The following is a 15,489-nucleotide window of genomic DNA, read 5'->3' on the forward strand; positions in this document are numbered from 1 at the left end:
CACGACGAATGTAGCGCAGTCACAAACGAAACGAAACCGTTTCGTACGTGTCCTGGGTCACGCGGAGCCCCTCGCGCCCGTGGCGCACGAGTTGCCCGGCCCTCCCGACAGGAAAAGCATGGGGAGGTGACGTATCTGCGCCTGCCGCATCTCAGCGGTGACCTGTTGTGCTTCGTGGCCGAGGACGACCTCTGGCTGGCCCCCCTGGACGGACCCGGCCGCGCCTGGCGGCTCACCGTCGACCGCACCAAGGCCGGCCATCCCCGTTTCTCCCCCGACGGCCGCCACATCGCGTACACGAGCTGGCGCAGTCTCGACCCGGAGATCCACCTCGTGCCGGTGGACGGCGGGCCGGGGCGGCGGCTGACGTACTGGGGCAGCTCGGACACCCAGGTGTGCGGGTGGACGCCCCCCGACGAGGACGGCCACGCCGAGATCCTCGCCGTCGCCTCCCACGGCGAGCCCTTCTCCCACTTCACCTGGGCCTACAAGGTCTCCCCCGGCGGCGACCCCGGCCGCAAACTCCCCTGGGGACCGGTCGCCGACATCCAGGTCGCCGACATCGAGAGCGGGCACCGCACCCTCCTCCTCACCGGCACCCCGCCGCACGAGCCGGCCGCCTGGAAGCGCTACCGGGGCGGCGCCACGGGCCGGCTCTGGCTGCACGGGCAACGGCTGCTCCCCGACCTCGGCGGCCACCTCCACTCCCCCATGTTCGTCGGCGGACGCATCGCCTTCCTCTCCGACCACGAGGGCATCGGCAACCTCTACTCCTGCGCCTACGACGGCTCCGACCTGCGCCGGCACACCGACCACGACGCCTTCTACGCCCGGCACGCCTCCAGCGACGGCACGCGGGTGGTCTACCAGTGCGCCGGGGACCTGTGGATCGTCGACGACCTGGCCCCCGACTCCCGCCCGCGCCGGATCGACGTACGACTGAGCGGACCGCGTGCCGGACGGCGGCCGTACCAGATCCCGGCCGCCCAGCACGTGGACGGCATCTCCGTGGACGAGACCGGGCGGGCCAGCGCGGTCGTGGTGCGCGGCAGCCTGTACTGGCTGACCCACCGGGACGGACCCGCCCGCACCATCACCGACCCGCGCGGGGTACGCGTCCGGCTCCCGGAGATGCTCGGGTCCGGCGGGCAGGTCGCCTACGTGACGGACGCGGAAGGCGAGGACGCCGTCGAGATCGCCTACCTGCCGCGCGCCACCGGGGACCGCGAGCCGCGGCGGCTGGCGTCCGGGGAACTGGGCCGGGTACTGGAACTGGTGTCCGACCCGGCGGGCGAACGGCTCGCGATCGCCTCGCACGACGGGCGGCTGCTGCTCCTCGACGCTTCCGAGGACTCCAACGGCGAGGTCACCGAGCTGATCCGGTCGATCAACGGGCCCGTGCGCGACCTGGCGTTCTCGCCGGACGGAGCATGGCTGACCTGGTCCCACCCGGGGATCGGGCGGTCCCTGCGGCAGATCAAGATGGCCCGGATCTCCGGACTCGCGAAAGGGGAACGGCTGGTCGTCGACGTGACCAACGGCCGGTTCGAGGACGAGAACCCCGTCTTCACCCGGGACGGCCGCTACCTCGCCTTCCTCTCCTGGCGCGGCTTCGATCCCGTCTACGACGTGCACACCGGGGACCTCTCCTTCCCGCTGGGCTGCCGGCCCTACCTGGTGCCCCTGTCCTCGGCGACCCCCTCCCCCTTCGCGCTGAACCCGGAGGGGCGGCCGGCCGCCGGAGGACTGGACCCGCTGGAGGACGAGGAGGGCGCGGACGGAGCGGTGACCGTCGAGATCGAGGGACTGGAGAACCGGGTGACACCGTTCCCGGTGGCCGCCTCCAAGTACTCGGCGCTGCACCCGGTGGCGGGCGGCGGCCTGGTGTGGCTGCGCTGGCCGATCTCGGGCGCGCTCGGCGAGACCTTCGTCAACCCGGACGACACCAGCGGGCGGCCGACCCTGGAGTACTTCAACATCACCAAGGCGAAGAAGTCCGAACTCGTCGGGCACCTCGACTGGTTCACGGTCAGCGGGGACGGCACCCGACTGGTCGTCGTCGACGAGGGCGACCTGCGCGCGGTGCCCTCCACGGAGTCCGGCGACCTCGACACGACCGTCTGGATCGACGTACGCCGCATCATGCACGAGGTCGACCCCGGCACCGAGTGGCGGCAGGCGTACGCGGAGGCGGGACGTCTGATCCGCGCCTACTTCTGGGACCCCGGCATGTGCGGCATCGACTGGGACGCGGTGCTGGAGCAGTACCGCCCGCTGGTCGAACGGGTCGCCTCTCCCGACGAGTTCGCGGACCTGCTGCGCGAGGTGCTGGGCGAACTGGGCACCTCGCACGCCTACGTCAGCGCCGCCCGCCGCAACGAGGGCCCGGCGCACTACCAGCGACGCCAGGGCCTGCTCGGCGCCAACTTCGTCCGACGGGACGGAGGATGGGCGGTCAAGCGGATCCTGCCCGGCGACTCCTCCGACTCCAAGGCGCGTTCACCGCTGGCGGGCACCGGCATCCGGCAGGGGGCGGTGCTCACCCACGTCGACGGGCGGCCGGTGGACCCGGTCGCCGGGCCCTACCCGCTGCTCGCACAGGCGGGCGGGACGACGGTCGAACTCACCTTCACCCCGGCGGAAGGCGAGGCGGGCCGCTCACGGCGGGTCGCCGTCGTCCCCCTCATCGACGAGCGGCCGCTGCGCTACCAGGACTGGGTGGCCAAACGACGCGAGGTCGTCCGGGAGTTGAGCGGCGGCAAGTGCGGCTACCTGCACATCCCCGACATGGGCGGCTCCGGCTGGGCCCAGTTCAACCGCGACCTGCGCATGGAGATGTCCCGGCCCGCGCTCATCGTGGACGTACGCGGCAACGCCGGCGGGCACATCAGCGAACTCGTCGTTGAGAAGCTGACGCGCACCATCCTCGGCTGGGACCTGACCCGCGACGCCCAGCCGGTGTCGTACGCCTCGAACGCGCCCCGGGGCCCGGTGGTGGCGCTCGCCGACGAGGCCACCTCCTCCGACGGCGACATGATCACAGCCGCTTTCAAACTCCTGAAGCTCGGGCCGGTCGTCGGGCAGCGGACCTGGGGCGGCGTCGTCGGCATGACCGGCCGTCACCGGCTCGGCGACGGCACCGTCATCACCGTCCCGATGAACGCGGCCTGGTTCGACGCCTACGGCTGGTCCGTCGAGAACCACGGCGTCGCCCCCGACGTGGAGGCCCTGCGCACACCGCTGGACTGGGCGGAGGGCCGGTACGCCCAACTCGACGACGCGGTCACCCTGGCACTGGACCTCCTGGAGACGAACCCCCCGGCGACACCCCCCGACCTCAGCGCCACCCCCGACCGCTCCCGCCCCGAACTCCCCCCACGCCCCTGACCTCGAACCAGCGCTGCGCCTCCAGGACCCGGGGCACCTACCCAAACACCCCCACCCGACCAACCTCCAGAGCCCCGGGCACCTACCCAACCAGCCCCCACCCGTCCAACCTTCAGGGGCGGGGAACTGCGCGACCAGCCCCCACCCGACCAACCTCCAGAGCCCGGGCACCTACCCAACCAGCCCCCACCCGTCCACCCTTCAGGGGCGCGGGGAACTGCGCGACCAGCCCCCACCGGCCCGCACGTGACCCCCATGCCTACAGGGGCGCGGGGAACTGCGCGAAGTACCCCCACCAACCCGCACCCGCCCCATACACAGGGGCGCGGGGAACCGCGCAAACCCGCACGCACGACACAGGGCGCCCTCCCGCAGAAGCGGAAGGGCACCCCACGTCAGTGGCTCAGCCGAGCGCGACTACACGTCGTAGTCGGCGTCGAGCCGCTCCTGCTCCTCACGCTCGCGCTGCGTGCGCTCACGCTCCCGCGGGTCCATCTCCTCGTCCCGCTCGCGGCGGCCGCGGCCACGCTGCTGACCCTGCTCCTTGGCCTGGTCCATCTTCTCCTTGGCCTGGTTCTGCCACTGCTCGGCCTGGTCCTGGAACTTGTCCTTCATACCCATGTGGGTTCACTCCCGTTGAGGGTGAGGGGAACGGCCCTTGGTCGGGCCTCGACCAGATTCACACGGGGGGACGAAGCGCGCATTTCGATCAACTACGCTGTGTAGCACGGGCTTCCTCATCCGCCGCCCCACCTGCGCCGACGAGTCCCGTCCGCATCCCCTGCAACCTCGGCGCGAACCGCCGCATCTCCCGCTGCCCGACCGTCCCGATGAGTCCCGGCAGGTACCCGCGCACCCCCTGCATCCCCCGCAGCCACCACTGCCCGTACACATGGCTGGACCGCCGCTCGATCCCGTCCACGATCCGGTCGACGGCCGGGCCCAGCGGGTACGTCTTGTTGGCCGGCCAGGGCAGCCGCTGCCGCAACTCCCGCATCACGTCGTCCTGGTCCGCGCCGCGCACCATGTCGGTGTCGGTCCAGGACAGGTAACCGACGCCCACCCGCACGCCCTTGAAGCCGACCTCGGCGCGCAGACTGTGCGCGTACGCCTCCACCCCCGACTTGGACGCGCAGTACGCGGTCATCATCGGCGCCGGGGTGATCGCGGCGAGCGAGGCGATCTGCAGGAGGTAGCCGCGGCTTTCCATCAGCAGCGGCAGGAACGCGCGGGCGGTGACGGCCGAGCCGATGAGGTTGACCTCGATGACCCGGCGCCACGCCTCCGGATCGGAGTCGACGAAGGGCCCGCCGGCGGCCACGCCAGCGTTGGCGACCACCACGTCCACCTTGCCGAAGCGCTCCTTCACCTCCTGCGCGACCCGGCCCATCACCTCGTGGTCGGTGACGTCGGCGTACCAGTGGGCGCTGTCGCCGTGCAGCCGCTCCGCGACCCCCTTGAGGGCGTCCGGCTCCAGGCCGACCAGCGCGATCCGCGCACCGCGCGCCGAGAGCTTGCGGGCGAGGAGCTCACCGACGCCGCGCGCGGCGCCGGTGACGACGACGACCTGTCCTTCGAGTGCGACCCTGCTCATGCGCCCTCCTCGAGCTGCGGTGCGTGAATGGTGGCGAGTTCCCGGATCTTGCCGGTCACCAGGTCCGGCGCCTCGACCGGGGTCATGTGCCCGAGGCCGGGCAGTTCGATCAGACCGACGCAGTCCGGGAGCGCTTCGGCGATCCGGCGGGCGTGCACCGGCGGGGTCAGACGGTCGGCCGTGCCCACGACCACCACCGTCGGCACCCCCAACTCCCGTACCCCGTGGTCGAGATCGAGCAGGTTCAGGACGTGCGACCAGGCGTGACGCACCCTGCGCGGGCAGGCGTGCACGATCCGGGCGCACGTCTCGACCATGTGCGGGGCGGAACCGGCTCCCATCGTCGCGTACTTGAGGATCCGGCGGGCGACGGGCGTGACCGGGCCGAGCGGCGCCCTGGATCCGAGGACCCGCCCGGTCAGCCAGGTCCGCAGCCGGCCGGGGCGCAGGGGCAGGACGGTCGACTCGGCCACCAGCCGCGAACTTCCCGTGCTGCACAGCAGGGCGGCCGCCGCGTGCGCCCGGAAGGCGGGGCGGGTGGACGCGGCCATGATCGTCATGCCCCCCATGGAGTGCCCGGCCACGACCGCCTTCTCACCGGGTGCCAGGGTGGCCGTGAGGACGGCTTCGAGGTCGTCGGCGAGGACGTCCGTGCTGCACGCCGGGCTCGCCGGGGTGCGGCCGTGGCCGCGCTGGTCGTAGGCGATGACCCGGTGGTCGGCGGCCAGTTCACGGATCTGGGCCGCCCAGAACGCGGTCGAGCACGTCCAGCCGTGGGCGAGGACGACGGCGGGGGCGCTGTCGGGGCCGTGCACCTCGACGTGGAGGGGGGTGCCGTCGGCGGAGAGGACGGTGAGCGTGCGCGTGGGGACGGGGACGGGGGCGGGGACGACGCTCACGCGGTGGCCTCCGTCCGCTCCGGCCGGCGCGGCCCCTTCGGCGCGGGCGCGCGCAGGATCTCGTACTCGGCGAGGTCCACGCGCCGTGTCTCCCGGCGGAACTCCGCCGTGGTGCCCGGCCAGATGGTGGTGTTGCGGCCGGCCGCGTCGAGGTACCAGCTCGTGCAGCCGCCCGTGTTCCACACCGTGCGCTTCATCCGGTCCTGTACGCGGCGGTTCCAGGCGTGCACGGCGCTGGGGCGGGCGTCGAGGGCGGCCCGTCCGCCGAGGACGTCCAGCTGACGGAGGTAGTCGGCCATGTAGTTCAGCTGGGACTCGATCATGAGGATCATCGAGGAGTTCCCGAGACCGGTGTTGGGCCCGATGATCGTCATCCAGTTGGGGAAGCCGGCCGCGGAGGCGCCGCGCAGTGCCTCCATGCCGTCCTTCCAGGTCTCCGCGAGGGTCCGCCCGTCGGCGCCGACGACCCGCTCGGCGATCGGCATGTCGGTGACGTGGAAACCGGTGCCGAAGACGATCGCGTCGACCTCGGCCTCACTGCCGTCGGCGGCGACCAGGGTGGAACCGCGGATCTCGCGCAGGCCGCTCGCGACGACGTCGACGTTGGGCCGGGTGAGCGCCGGGTAGTACTCGCTCGACAGCAGGATCCGCTTGCAGCCGATGCGGTAGTCCGGCGTGAGCTTGGCGCGCAGGGCCGGGTCCTTGACGGCGCGGGCCATGTTGTGCCGGGCGAGCCGTTCGACGAAGCCGAGTTCGTTCGGGTGCTTGGTGAAGGCCTGCACCTGGAGTTCGCGGATGCCCCAGAGGAGGCCGCGGCGGAGCCGGGTGGTGAACGGCAGTTGCCGGTGGACCCAGCGCTCGGCACCGCTGATGGCCCGGTCGACGCGGGGCATCACCCAGGGCGGGGTGCGCTGGAAGAGAGTGAGACGGCCCACCGTCGGCTGGATGGCGGGCACGATCTGGATGGCGGAGGCGCCCGTGCCGACCATGGCGACCCGCTTGCCGGTGAGGTCGTAGTCGTGGTCCCAGCGGGCGGAGTGGAAGACCTTGCCGGGGAAGGAGTCCAGGCCGGGGACGTCCGGGATCTTCGGGTCGGACAGCGGCCCGGTGGCGGAGACGACGACGTCGGCCGACAGCCGTCCGCTCGCCGTCTCGATGTCCCACCGCAGCTTCTCCCCGTCCCAGGTCATCCTCTTGACCTCGGAGTCGAAGCGGATGTGGGGACGCAGGCCGAAGACGTTCGTGACGTGCTCCAGGTAGGCGCGGATGTGCTCCTGCCCGGAGAAGGTGCGCGGCCAGCCGGGGTTGGGCGCGAAGGAGAAGGAGTAGAGGTGGGAGGGGACGTCGCAGGCGCACCCCGGGTAGCTGTTGTCCCGCCAGGTGCCGCCGACGCTGCCGGCGCGTTCGAGGACGACGAAGTCGGTGATCCCCTCGCGCCGCAGCCTTACGGCGGCCCCCAGCCCGCCGAACCCCGACCCGATCACCGCCACCCGCACATGGACGTGCTCGGCCATCCCGCGCCTCCCTGCCTCGCGTCTTCGCGACTCTGCCGTTCTGCCGTCGTTCGACCGACTCTGCCAGTGAACACTGGCGCAATGGGAGCGTAGAGCAGCTTCCTACCGATGGGTAGGGGCCGTGCGGAGGAAAGTTACCGGGGGTACGACATAGGCTTCCGGCGTGGCGGACAAGCGGGAATACCGGACGGAGGAGCTGGCCAGGGAGGCCGGCATCACAGTGCGCACCCTGCGCTTCTACCGCGAACGTGGCCTGCTCCCACCACCCCGCCGCGAGGGCCGCATCGCCTGGTACGACGACCACCACCTGGCCCGCCTGCGCACGATCGCGGCACTTCTGGAACGCGGCCACACCCTCAACGGCATCGCGGAACTCGCCGAGGCCTTCGACCACGGACGGGACGTCGCCGACCTCCTCGGCGTCGGCACCCCCACCGAGGAGGAGCCGGTCCGCCTCACCCCCGAGGAACTCGCCGCCCGCTTCGAGGGCCAGGTCACCCCCGAGAACCTCGCCGCCGCCCTCGACCTCGGCTACCTGGGCACCGACGGCGAGGAGATCGTCCACATCAGCCGCCGGCTGCTGGACGTCTCCGCCGCCCTGGTCGGCGAGGGCATCCCCCTCGCCGAGGTCCTGGCGGCGGGCGCCCGCGTCCGCGAACACGCCGACGCCCTCGCCGCCCTCTTCACCGACCTGGTCCTGCGCCACGCCGGCCAGCAGGCACTCCCCCGCCTGCGCCCCCTGGCCAGGAGCGTGGTGGAGGCAGAACTCTCACTGGCGTTGGACCGGAGGTTGCGGGACGAGACGAGCCGGCGGCCGGATCAGAGGTCGTAGACGACCGTCACCGGTGCGTGGTCCGACCAGCGCTCGCCGTGCGTCGCCGCGCGCTCCACGTAGCCCTTGACGGCCCTGGCGGCCAGCCCCGGCGTGGAGACCTGGAGGTCGATCCTCCAACCTGAATCGTTGTCGAAGGCCCTTCCCCGGTACGACCACCACGTGTACGGTCCCGTCGCGTCCGGGTGCAGGGTGCGGACCACGTCGACGTAACCGCCGGCCTCCGGGGTGAACACCTGGGTCAGCCACTCCCGTTCCTCCGGGAGGAAGCCGGAGTTCCTGGTGTTGGAGCGCCAGTTCTTCAGGTCGGCCTGCTGGTGGGCGATGTTCCAGTCGCCGCAGATCAGAACCTCCCGGCCGTCGGCGGCGGCACGCTCGCGCAGGCTCTTGAGGTAGGCGATGAACTCGCCCATGAAGCGCACCTTCTCGTCCTGGCGGTCGGTGCCGACCTCGCCGGAAGGGAGGTAGAGGGAGGCGACCGTGACGCCGGGGAGGTCGGCCTCGAGGTAGCGGCCGCTGGTGTCGAACTCGGACGAGCCGAAGCCGATGCGGACGGCGTCGGGCTCCCGGCGGGTGTAGAGGGACACGCCGGCGCGGCCCTTGGCGGCGGCCGGGGCGTGCGTGACGTGCCAGCCCTCGGGGGCGCCGGCCGCCTCGGGCAGCTGGTGCGGTTCGGCACGCACCTCCTGCAGGCACAGCACGTCGGCGGAGGTCTCGGCGAGCCACTCCACGAAGCCCTTCTTCGCGGCGGCACGCAGCCCATTCACGTTCACGGAGGTCACGGTCAGCACCCCGGCACGATACCTGCACACTGGACTAAGTCCAGATTTCACCGTCGTCCCGACTACTGCATGGATGTACCTTGAGCCGCGTGCATATACGTCGCATCTCCTTCGACCACCCCGACGCCGTCAAGCTGAACGACGAGGTCCAGGCCGAATACCACGAGCGCTACGGCGACGGCGGCGACGCCACCCCCCTGGAGCCGGCCGACTTCGACCCGCCGCGTGGCGTTTATCTCATCGCCTACGACGAGCTGGAGCGCCCCGTGGCCACCGGCGGCTGGCGCAGCCAGGACGAGAACGGCGAGGGGAACCAGGACGGGGACGCCGAGCTCAAGCGGATGTTCGTGATCAGGGAGATGCGAGGACGGGGGCTGGCCCGGCGCATGCTCGCCGCCCTGGAGGACGACGCGCGGGCGGCCGGCCGTCGGCGGATGGTCCTGGAGACCGGTACCGAGCAGCCGGAGGCCATCGCGCTGTACACGTCCAGTGGGTACGAGCCGTGCACGAAGTTCGGCTACTACCGCATGTACGAGTCCAGCCGGTGCTACGCGAAGCCGCTCAGCCCCTGAGGTAGGCGAGGACCGCCAGGACCCGGCGGTGGGTGTCGTCGGCGGGCGGCAGGTCCAGTTTCGTGAGGATGCTGCCGATGTGCTTGCCGACGGCCGCCTCCGACACGACCAGAGCCTGGGCTATCGCGCCGTTGGACTTCCCCTCCGCGACGAGCGCCAGCACCTCCCGTTCCCGGGGGGTCAGCCGGGCCAGCGGGTCGCGGCGGCGGCGCAGCAACTGCCGTACGACCTCCGGGTCCACGACCGTGCCGCCGGCCGCGACCGCGTGCAGGGCGTCCACGAACTCCTCGACCTGGCCGACGCGGTCCTTGAGGAGGTAGCCGACGCCGGTGCCGTCGCCTGAGTCGAGGAGCTCGGCGGCGTAGGCGCGCTGGACGTACTGGCTGAGGACGAGGACGGGCAGGCCGGGGCGTTCGGCGCGCAGCCGGACCGCCGCGTGCAGGCCCTCGTCCTGGAACGCGGGCGGCATCCGGACGTCGGTGACGACGATGTCGGGGGTGTGCGTGGCGACGGCGGCGAGCAGGGCCTCGGCGTCACCGACGGTCGCGACGACCCGGTGGCCGAAGCGGGTGAGCAGGGCCGTGAGTCCGTCGCGCAGCAGGACGCTGTCCTCGGCGAGGACCACGCGCAGACCGCCGGTCGGGTCGTCGCCGGCCGGGTCGTCGCCGGTCCGGTCGTCGCCGGTCATCCGGTCGTCGTCGCCTCGGTGTCGGTCGGCTCCGTCCGCGTCGGCCCGGTCCGCGTCGGCCGGGTGCCCGTCGGCCCGGTGTCCATCGGCTCGGCGTCCATCGGCCCGTTGTCCGTCGGCTCGCAAGGGATCTCCACACGCAGCAGGGTCGGTCCGCCCGGCGGGCTGGTCAGCGACAGTCTTCCATCCAGTACCGACACCCGGTCGGCGAGTCCGGTGAGCCCGGTGCCGCGGCCGGGCTCGGCGCCGCCCCGGCCGTCGTCCTCCAGCTCCAGGACGAGGCGGCCGCCCTGGTGTCCCCCGCGCAGCCGGGCGCGGCTCGCGCCGCTGTGCCGGGCCACGTTGGCGAGCGCCTCGCAGACCACGAAGTAGGCGGCGCTCTCCACGGGTTGGGGATATCGGCCGGGGAGCTCGAGGTCCAGGTCCACGGGGACGGGCGAGCGGTCGGCGGCGTCGGCCACGGCGGCTCCCAGGCCGTAGTCGGCGAGGACCTTCGGGTGGATGCCGTGGATCAGCTCGCGCAGTTCGGCGAGGGCGGCGCCGGCCTCCTCGTGGGCCTTGGCGAGCTGTTCGGCGAGGGGGCCGCCGGGCGGGGCGTCGAGGCGGGCGAGGCCGAGGGTCATGGTGAGGGCGACGAGGCGCTGCTGGGCGCCGTCGTGCAGGTCGCGTTCGATGCGGCGGCGTTCCGCCTCGAAGGCGTCGACGAGTCGGGCGCGGGAGCGGGTGAGTTCGACGACTCGGGCGGAGGGGTCGCCGTCGGGCGGGGCGAGGAGCAGGCGGGTGAGGGCGGCCCGGGCTCCGGCCGCGACACCGAGGACGTAGGCGCCGGCGGACAGCAGCAGGACGCCCAGGGCGGCCGCGGCGAAGGCGGTGGGCCAGTCGGCGACCGTCCACACCTTGAGCACCTTCGTCCCGCGGTCCTCGCCGACCGTGGCCAGAAGGACCGGCGTCGCGATCACCGAGAGGGGGAAGGCGAGGGCCACCGTGAGGAGGAGGGCCTCGGCGGGCCAGAGCAGGCCCGCGGTGAGGAGGGTGTGGCCGAGCTCCCGCCAGGTCGCGCGTTCCCGCAGGCGGGTGGTGAGCCAGCTGCGCAGGCCGGGGGCGGAGGGCTCGGCGTGCGGGTCGGGGACCTCGTCCGTCCCCACGACCACGAATCGCAGCCGACGGCGTTCGAGCGCGGCCAGGGGCAGTCCGGCGAAGGCGACGGCGCCGAGAAGGGGCAGCCCGACCAGGGCGATCGCCAGGACGCCGCCCACGGCCACCCACGTCACCAGGCCGACCAGGACCGCGGCTCCGGTCAGCGTCCCGGTCAGCAGGTAGGCCGCGGCGCGCCAGGGCCACGGTGACAGCAGGTAGCCCGGGCGGGCGAGGGCCTGCCACAGGGACGCGGACGCGGTTCGGGGGTGCATGCGGATCACCGTAGAAGGGGCGGGTCGGGCGCGGCCATCCGTCCAGGGGGAGTTCCGGGGGTATGCCTGGCCCTACCTCAAGTCTCGTTCCCGCCCCAGCGACCGGGGCCCTCGCTCCGCGGTTCGGTGGACCCACGGACACCGAACGAGGGAGAGTGAAGGCGCAGATGAGCGATCACGCCGTCCGACTGACCGCCGTCCGGCGGAGATACGGACCGAAGGGCGCGCGGGTGACCGCCCTCGACGACGTCACCCTCGCCCTGCCCCGCGGTTCCTTCACCGCCGTCATGGGCCCGTCGGGGTCCGGCAAGTCGACGCTGTTGCAGTGCGCGGCGGGGCTGGACCGGCCCGACTCCGGGTCGGTGCGGATCGGCGGGACGGAGCTGACCGGGCTGAGCGAGCGGCGGTTGACGCTGCTGCGGCGGGAGCGGATCGGTTTCGTGTTCCAGGCGTTCAACCTGCTGCCGGCCCTCACCGCCGAGCAGAACGTGGCCCTTCCGCTGCGGCTGGCCGGGCGGCGCCCCGCGAAGGCGCGGGTACGGGAGGTCCTGCGGCAGGTGGGGCTCGCCGAGCGCGCCCGGCACCGGCCGGCCGAGCTCTCCGGCGGCCAGCAGCAACGGGTGGCGCTCGCCCGCGCGTTGATCACCCGGCCCGAGGTGCTGTTCGGTGACGAGCCGACCGGCGCGCTCGACTCGACGACCGGCCGCGACATCCTGACGCTGCTGCGCGGCATGGTCGACGCCGACGGCCGGACGGTCGTGATGGTCACCCACGACCCGGTGGCGGCGTCGTACGCGGACCGTGTGGTGTTCCTGGTCGACGGCCGGGTGCACGGCGAACTCACGGCGGCGGACGCGGAGACGGTCGCCACCCGCATGGCCGCACTGGAAAACGGCCGGGCGGAGACCGGCCTCGGGCGGGACACCGCACGGGCGGGGGTCGGCCGGGCGGAGACCGGCCCGCCGGAGACCGCACGCGCGAAGACCCGCTCGACGGAGAACACACGGGCGAGGGCCGACCGAGCGGAGACCGGCCCGCCGGAGACCGCACGCGCGAAGACCCGCTCGACGGAGAACACACGGGCGAGGGCCGACCGAGCGGAGAACCGCCCCGCCGAGAACACACGGGCAGAGACCGGCCTGCCGGAAACCGCACGCGCGGAGACCCGCCCGGCGGAGACCGCACAGGCGGGGGCCGGTCGGGCGGAGACCGCACGGGCGAGGGCCGCCCAACCGGAGGCCCGCCCGACGGAGACCCCACAGGCGGGGACCGGCCGGGCGGGGACCGGCCGGGCGGAGGGTGCCCCGTGCTGAGTGTCGCGTTGCGTACGTTGCGGGTCCGGTGGGCCGCGTTCGTCGGGAGTTTCGTCGCCCTCGCGCTCGGGGTGGGGCTGCTCGCCGTGATGGGGCAGGCGCTGGCGGCCTCGCTCCAGGCGCCCGTGCGGGCGCCGGAGCGGTTCGCGGCGGCGCCGGTGGTGGTGAAGGGGCAGGACGCGCTGCGCGTGAAGACGCCGATCGGCGTGCGGACGGCCGAGTTGGCGGAGCCGCGAGCGGTGCCGCACCGGGTCGTCACCGCGCTGCGGGCGCTCGGGCCGGTGACCGAGGACCGGTCCTTCCCCGTGCACGTCGAGGGCGGGCCCGCCGGGCTGGTCGGGCACCCGTGGTCGACGGCGCGTTTCGCCCCGTACGCGCTGGGCGCGGGGCGGGCGCCGCGGGCGGACGGCGAGGTCGTGATCACGGGTGACTGGGCGGAGGTGGGCGAGCGGCTGAGCAACGGCGCCCTGGTCGTGGGGAGTGTGCGCGGACTCGGGTTCGAGGACGCCGTTTTCGCCACGGATGCGGAGGCCGCCCGGCTGGCCCCGGAGTCCCGCCAGTTGGTGGTGGAGGCGGACGCGTCGGCCGTGCGGGCCGTCGTCGAGGGTTCGGGCGCGCGGGTGCTCACCGGCGCGGACCGGCGGCTGGCCGACGCCGGTCCGGAGCGCGACGGCGAGGCCCTCACCGCGCTGAACGCACTGTTCGGGACGGCCGGCGGGGTGACCGCGTTCGTCTCGGTGTTCGTCGTGGCCTCCACCTTCGCCTTCGCGGTCGAGCGGCGCCGCCGGGAGTTCGGGCTGCTGCGCACCGCGGGCGCCACACCGGGTCAGGTGCGCCGGGCGGTGCTGGCGGAGGCGCTGCTGGTCGGAGTCCTCGCCTCGGCGGCGGGCTGCGCGCTCGGCGCGTACGGGGCGCCGTTGCTGGGCGAGGCGGTGGTGGAGGGCGGGCTGGCGCCGGACTGGTATGCGATCGGCGGCCATGATTGGCCGAACCACGTGGCTTTCTGGACCGGCCTGTCGGTGGCGCTGTCCGGTGCGGCGGTCGCGTCCTGGCGGGCCGGGCGGACGGCGCCGACGCAGGCGCTGCGGGAGGCCTCCGTGGACGGGCAGGCGCTGCCGTGGGCGCGACGGGTGTGCGGGGCGGCGCTGCTGGTGACGGCCGTCGCGACCCTGGCGTACGCGCTGGCGACCGACCCGGGTGACCTGCTGCACCGCAAGTCGTACGTCGTACGGCCCATGCTGCTCATCACGGCGGTGGCGCTGCTCGCGCCGGTCCTCGTTCGGCCGTTGGTGCCCCGGCTGCCGGGCACGACGGGGCTGCTGGTGCGGGCGAACGCCGTCGCCGGGCTCCGGAGGACCGCCGCGGTCGCGGCGCCCGTGCTGGTCACGGTGGCCCTCGCGGGTTCTCTCCTGGGCGCGACGGCCACCCTGAACGAGGCGCGGGCGGCGGAGGTGCGGGAGCGGACCGGGGCGGACTTCGTGGTGACGTCGGCTCAGGGGACGCACATCGAGCCCGCGGCGGTCGACCGGTTGCGGCGGGTGGAGGGCGCGGTGGTGTCGGCGTCCTCGGCGACGGCCGTGCACACGCTGGAGGACGGGGTCGCGCTGGTGCGGTCCGAGGCACGGGCGGTGGATCCGGGGCTGCTCGCCGGGACCGTGCGGCTGCCGGTGACGGCCGGGCGGGTCGCGGATCTCGACGACGCGTCGATCGTGGTGAACGAGGAGTGGGCCGAGCACGGGGTGGGGCAGCGGGTGCGGGTGTGGCTGGGGGACGGGACGGCGAGGACGCTGCGGATCGTCGCCGTGCTGGCCACCGGGACCGGGGACAACGGGGCGTACGTCACCGCCGCCAACGCGGGCGGGGCGCGTGTCGACCGGGTCGACGTGCGGGTGCGGGCGGAGGCCGACGCGGCGGCGGTCGGAGCGGAGTTGCGGGCGGTCGACGGGGTGCGGGTGGCGAGCAAGGCGCGGTGGGTGGCGGCGAGTTACCCGGAGACGAACCGGGCGACCCGGCTCGGTGTGCTGCTCGTGCTGGGCATCGCGCTGCTCTACACCGGCATCTCCGTCGCCAACACCCTCGTCATGGGGGCGGCCGAGCGCGGACGGGATCTGGCGGCCCTGCGGCTGGCCGGCGCGACCGGGGGTCAGGTGCTGCGGCTGGCCGCGGCGGAGGCGCTGACCGTCGTAGCGGTGGGTGGGGTGCTGGGTCTGCTGGTGACGCTGGTCAACCTGGCCGGGATGGGCGGGGCGCTGGCGCTGCTGTCGGCGCCGGTGGCGGTCGTGGTGCCGTGGCCGGCGCTCGGGTGGACGACGGGGGCGTGCGCGGTGCTGGCGCTGGTCTCCGTACTGACACCGACGGCGTTCGCCCTGCGCCGCCCCGCCGGGGCACTCACCTGAGAGCGCCGTGGCGCTGACCCGACAAGCGCCGAGTACCGACCCCAGAAGCGCTGGGCGCTGACCCGAAAAAAGCTGGAGCCCCCGCCGGCTTTCGCCGGCAGGG

Annotated in this window: 11 protein-coding genes and 1 pseudogene; 5 read left to right on the forward strand and 7 right to left on the reverse strand. The window is 73.5% G+C overall.

Going from position 1 to position 15,489, the window contains the following annotated elements; genetic code table 11:
• Window positions 1–126 precede the first annotated feature (126 nt).
• Window positions 127–3,387, forward strand: a complete 3,261-nt coding sequence (locus ACIHAR_RS13845; RefSeq protein WP_400019339.1) for a S41 family peptidase — start codon at window positions 127–129, stop codon at window positions 3,385–3,387.
• A gap of 417 nt (window positions 3,388–3,804) precedes the next feature.
• Here ACIHAR_RS13845 and ACIHAR_RS13850 read toward each other — a convergent pair whose 3' ends face one another.
• The 4 genes from ACIHAR_RS13850 to ACIHAR_RS13865 all read right to left on the reverse strand — a co-directional run bounded on the left by ACIHAR_RS13850 (window position 3,805) and on the right by ACIHAR_RS13865 (window position 7,394).
• Window positions 3,805–4,008 carry a hypothetical protein gene (locus tag ACIHAR_RS13850; protein WP_365463763.1) on the reverse strand — a complete coding sequence of 68 codons (204 nt, stop codon included), beginning with the start codon at window positions 4,006–4,008 and terminating at the stop codon, window positions 3,805–3,807.
• A gap of 88 nt (window positions 4,009–4,096) precedes the next feature.
• Window positions 4,097–4,981 (reverse strand): SDR family oxidoreductase, encoded by an 885-nt coding sequence (locus ACIHAR_RS13855; protein WP_365463766.1) that lies wholly within the window; start codon window positions 4,979–4,981, stop codon window positions 4,097–4,099.
• The gene (locus tag ACIHAR_RS13860; protein WP_365463769.1) at window positions 4,978–5,880 is read right to left on the reverse strand and encodes an alpha/beta hydrolase; all 903 of its coding nucleotides are present in this window, start codon (window positions 5,878–5,880) and stop codon (window positions 4,978–4,980) included. Before ACIHAR_RS13860 ends, ACIHAR_RS13855 begins: the two co-directional genes overlap by 4 nt.
• A complete protein-coding gene (locus tag ACIHAR_RS13865; RefSeq protein WP_365463772.1) occupies window positions 5,877–7,394 on the reverse strand; it encodes an NAD(P)/FAD-dependent oxidoreductase in 1,518 nt (505 codons plus the stop codon). Before ACIHAR_RS13865 ends, ACIHAR_RS13860 begins: the two co-directional genes overlap by 4 nt.
• 163 nt (window positions 7,395–7,557) lie before the next feature.
• Here ACIHAR_RS13865 and ACIHAR_RS13870 point away from each other — a divergent pair, with 163 nt between their 5' ends.
• Window positions 7,558–8,226 carry a MerR family transcriptional regulator gene (locus ACIHAR_RS13870; protein ID WP_365463775.1) on the forward strand — a complete coding sequence of 223 codons (669 nt, stop codon included), beginning with the start codon at window positions 7,558–7,560 and terminating at the stop codon, window positions 8,224–8,226.
• Here the strand turns inward: ACIHAR_RS13870 and ACIHAR_RS13875 are convergent.
• On the reverse strand, window positions 8,214–9,008 hold the full coding sequence (locus ACIHAR_RS13875) for an exodeoxyribonuclease III (protein ID WP_365463900.1): 795 nt from the start codon (window positions 9,006–9,008) through the stop codon (window positions 8,214–8,216). The two genes, ACIHAR_RS13870 and ACIHAR_RS13875, sit on opposite strands and share 13 nt — an antisense overlap.
• An 89-nt stretch (window positions 9,009–9,097) precedes the next feature.
• Between ACIHAR_RS13875 and ACIHAR_RS13880 the strand changes: the two genes are divergently transcribed.
• Window positions 9,098–9,580 (forward strand): GNAT family N-acetyltransferase, encoded by a 483-nt coding sequence (locus ACIHAR_RS13880; protein ID WP_365463778.1) that lies wholly within the window; start codon window positions 9,098–9,100, stop codon window positions 9,578–9,580.
• Here ACIHAR_RS13880 and ACIHAR_RS13885 read toward each other — a convergent pair.
• Window positions 9,570–10,268 carry a response regulator gene (locus ACIHAR_RS13885; RefSeq protein ID WP_400019343.1) on the reverse strand — a complete coding sequence of 233 codons (699 nt, stop codon included), beginning with the start codon at window positions 10,266–10,268 and terminating at the stop codon, window positions 9,570–9,572. The genes ACIHAR_RS13880 and ACIHAR_RS13885 overlap by 11 nt on opposite strands.
• Window positions 10,265–11,677: a sensor histidine kinase gene (locus ACIHAR_RS13890; RefSeq protein ID WP_400019345.1), complete on the reverse strand. Its 1,413-nt coding sequence runs from the start codon at window positions 11,675–11,677 to the stop codon at window positions 10,265–10,267. Before ACIHAR_RS13890 ends, ACIHAR_RS13885 begins: the two co-directional genes overlap by 4 nt.
• 167 nt (window positions 11,678–11,844) lie before the next feature.
• On the opposite strand from ACIHAR_RS13890, the pseudogene ACIHAR_RS13895 reads away from it, so the two are divergent.
• A pseudogene (locus tag ACIHAR_RS13895) lies at window positions 11,845–12,567 on the forward strand (ABC transporter ATP-binding protein); the annotation flags it as partial.
• A 416-nt stretch (window positions 12,568–12,983) separates the two neighbouring features.
• Window positions 12,984–15,386 carry an FtsX-like permease family protein gene (locus tag ACIHAR_RS13900; RefSeq protein ID WP_400019346.1) on the forward strand — a complete coding sequence of 801 codons (2,403 nt, stop codon included), beginning with the start codon at window positions 12,984–12,986 and terminating at the stop codon, window positions 15,384–15,386.
• Window positions 15,387–15,489: the final 103 nt, after the last annotated feature.

This window comes from Streptomyces sp. NPDC052016, from assembly GCF_044548445.1.
Taxonomy (GTDB): domain Bacteria; phylum Actinomycetota; class Actinomycetes; order Streptomycetales; family Streptomycetaceae; genus Streptomyces.

Coding starts and splice junctions, on each gene's coding strand:
- ACIHAR_RS13850 (WP_365463763.1), bottom strand. CDS start 4,008: ATGGGTATGAAGGACAAGTTCCAGGACCAGGCCGAGCAGTGGCAGAAC.
- ACIHAR_RS13855 (WP_365463766.1), bottom strand. CDS start 4,981: ATGAGCAGGGTCGCACTCGAAGGACAGGTCGTCGTCGTCACCGGCGCC.
- ACIHAR_RS13865 (WP_365463772.1), bottom strand. CDS start 7,394: ATGGCCGAGCACGTCCATGTGCGGGTGGCGGTGATCGGGTCGGGGTTC.
- ACIHAR_RS13885 (WP_400019343.1), bottom strand. CDS start 10,268: ATGACCGGCGACGACCGGACCGGCGACGACCCGGCCGGCGACGACCCG.
- ACIHAR_RS13890 (WP_400019345.1), bottom strand. CDS start 11,677: ATGCACCCCCGAACCGCGTCCGCGTCCCTGTGGCAGGCCCTCGCCCGC.